Source organism: Catenibacillus scindens (assembly GCF_014202115.1).
GTDB classification, from domain to species: domain Bacteria; phylum Bacillota; class Clostridia; order Lachnospirales; family Lachnospiraceae; genus Catenibacillus; species Catenibacillus scindens.
Genome location: NZ_JACHFW010000042.1, coordinates 1 through 2,316, shown reverse-complemented (window position 1 = coordinate 2,316; position 2,316 = coordinate 1). Strand labels below are relative to the sequence as shown.

Below are 2,316 nucleotides of genomic sequence, written 5' to 3'. Positions count from 1 at the left end.
AGGTTTGGCAAGCAAAAATCGCGTAAAATAAGGCTTTGCGTGACTTTTTATATTCAAAACAGAACTTTAGTGTAACTCGCATGCAAAGTTAGCATATAAGGAGCCAGCACAGAGTACGGTACCACAGAGCAAAACCAAGGAAGAGGCTGCAGCAGCCGTGTCCGGCACTTACAAAGATGACGACAGCAAGTATTCCCTTAAGAACCTGCTGAAGCGTCAGGAAACGGAGGCCGGCTATGAAGAGTGAAACCAACGATATCTATGAGATGTTGGACACACTATCTCTGCCGGTGGCTGCCCAGCGCTTTGCGGAACTGTCTGAAAGCCCTGAATTCGGCAGCTATACCGCTTTGCAGTTCATTCGTGAAGTCCTGGAGCCTCAGTACATAGAAACCCTCAATAAGCGGTTTGAAACAAATCTGCGGCTCAGCAGCCTGATCAACAAAGGGGCTGTAACTGAGAACCTGAAAACCGGCAACGGGCGCATCTATAATGATGCCACTGTTGAACAGGTTCTGACATTCCACTTTGCTGAGAACCGGCAGAATGTGGGGGTCTATGGAGTCACTGGCGCTGGCAAGTCCTATTTTCTGTCTGCCTGTTGTGTAGAAGCATGCAGGCGCAACTATCGCTGTAAGTTTGTAGACTATAGTGATCTGCTGGACGAACTGATCGTTCTCAACCGGCAGGAAGATCTGAATAAGTACCGTAAGAGGATCAGGTACTATGCACGGATCCAGCTGTTGTTCATTGATGATTTCGCTATCAGCCGGTATTCCGAGGAAGGGATCAAGATCCTATACCATCTCATAAAACTTCGGGATGACCTTGGAACCTCCACCCTCTTCACCTGTCAGTATTCACCAGATGAGTGGGGAAACCAGCTGAGTGACGAGAAGGAGTGTTACGGTAAGCTTGACGGAATCCGGCGAAGGCTGACGACAGGATTTACCGTACTGATTGAGAAGGCATAGCCTTCTGTGACAACAACGATCAATACTGATCAGCAGGGCGGAGCCCCTCTTGCCCTGCCAATCTCTAAAGCCGACCGCTTAATATGGCCCTGACTGGACGGGAAATGCGGCCCTGCTGGCCGCGGAAAGTGGCTGTTTGCAATCATGAAAATGATATTTTTTGTTGAGAGCAGCGCCATATCCTACTGCCCGGTCTGTGGGGAACCGCTTTCCTATCGGGATTCCTGTGTCAGGATCATGCGTCTGGAGGGCGGAATGAAGCGAAGATTCCTGATCCGGAGGCTGAAATGCAGCAACTGCGGCAGACTCCATCGGGAACTCCCAGACTGTCTGGTCCCATACAAACACTATGCTTCCGAAGTGATCTCCGGTGTACTGGATGGGATCGTCTCACCAGACGATGAGGATTCCGCAGATTTTCCCTGCGAAATGACAATGCGCCGCTGGCACTGCTGGCTGGAAGCCAACCGGATCAGGATAGACGGATATCTGAAATCAACAGGATGCCGTCTGCTGGGATTCTCCACAGAACTTCTGGAATCCCGGGTGCCGCTGCTCGATAAGCTGCGAAGTTCACGTCCGGAATGGCTGGAAACACTGCTCCGGTTCCTTTATTGAATATTCCGGATGATGTTACACCAGCAATCCGGTACAAGGAAACCGCTTGAGAGCAATCTAATTCTGCTCAAAGAATGTTACTTGTATTTGTTACCATTAGTCAAGCCTGCTCCGCACCGCTGATGCGGCAAGGGCTGGACAAATGACACAAATTCAAGAGCAAGTCACTTAAGCAGAATTAAACCGGTTTCCGACATCCGGAATGTCGGTTTCCTAATTGCCGGAACAGCGGTACTTCCGTACAAGAATATCCATTTATAATTCCGGAGGTTTTCTTGTCCCTGTTTAGCATCCCGGCTCTGCACCGACTTTGTTTTGCTGTCACCACTGCCCTGTGGTACCCTCCCTGCAAAGGAGGTTATGCTAATGAAAACAAATGAAACCATAAAGTGGCAGGAAGAGCAGGCACTGCAGCGGTACCAGCTGATCGCTCCCCTGCTGGATGGATCACTGGACAACGCAAAGCGGATCCAGCTGCGGGAGACAATCGCGGAACTATATGAATATTCTGCGGTGGCGGAGCCACCCAATCTCCTGGAATAGAGCCATGGAATCCGTTATCGAGAGCCACTCGTCCGATGGTGGGAGCCATGACCCGTGTCGTGGCTCCCAGTAGGATGATTTAGTTTTTGATCATCCTTTTCCTTTGCCGCATTGAAACATCCCCGTCAATCCGCATGGTATAGGCAGATGGGATGATACGGTCAAGGATGGAATCGGCAAG

3 protein-coding genes are annotated in these 2,316 nt (G+C 50.3%); all 3 read left to right on the top strand.

All coding sequences use genetic code 11. The features are described from left to right. Positions 1-236: 236 nt before the first annotated feature. The 3 genes from HNP82_RS17650 (at position 237) to HNP82_RS17640 (ending at position 2,135) form a co-directional block, all read left to right on the top strand. Entirely contained in the window at positions 237-974 is a 738-nt protein-coding gene (locus HNP82_RS17650; RefSeq protein WP_183776820.1) for an ATP-binding protein, read from the top strand. A gap of 144 nt (positions 975-1,118) precedes the next feature. Further along, positions 1,119-1,592: a DUF6431 domain-containing protein gene (locus tag HNP82_RS17645; RefSeq protein WP_183776818.1), complete on the top strand. Its 474-nt coding sequence runs from the start codon at positions 1,119-1,121 to the stop codon at positions 1,590-1,592. A 366-nt stretch (positions 1,593-1,958) separates the two neighbouring features. Next, positions 1,959-2,135: a hypothetical protein gene (locus tag HNP82_RS17640; protein ID WP_183776817.1), complete on the top strand. Its 177-nt coding sequence runs from the start codon at positions 1,959-1,961 to the stop codon at positions 2,133-2,135. Positions 2,136-2,316: the final 181 nt, after the last annotated feature.

Coding starts and splice junctions, on each gene's coding strand:
- HNP82_RS17645 (WP_183776818.1), top strand. CDS start 1,119: ATGAAAATGATATTTTTTGTTGAGAGCAGCGCCATATCCTACTGCCCG.
- HNP82_RS17640 (WP_183776817.1), top strand. CDS start 1,959: ATGAAAACAAATGAAACCATAAAGTGGCAGGAAGAGCAGGCACTGCAG.
- HNP82_RS17650 (WP_183776820.1), top strand. CDS start 237: ATGAAGAGTGAAACCAACGATATCTATGAGATGTTGGACACACTATCT.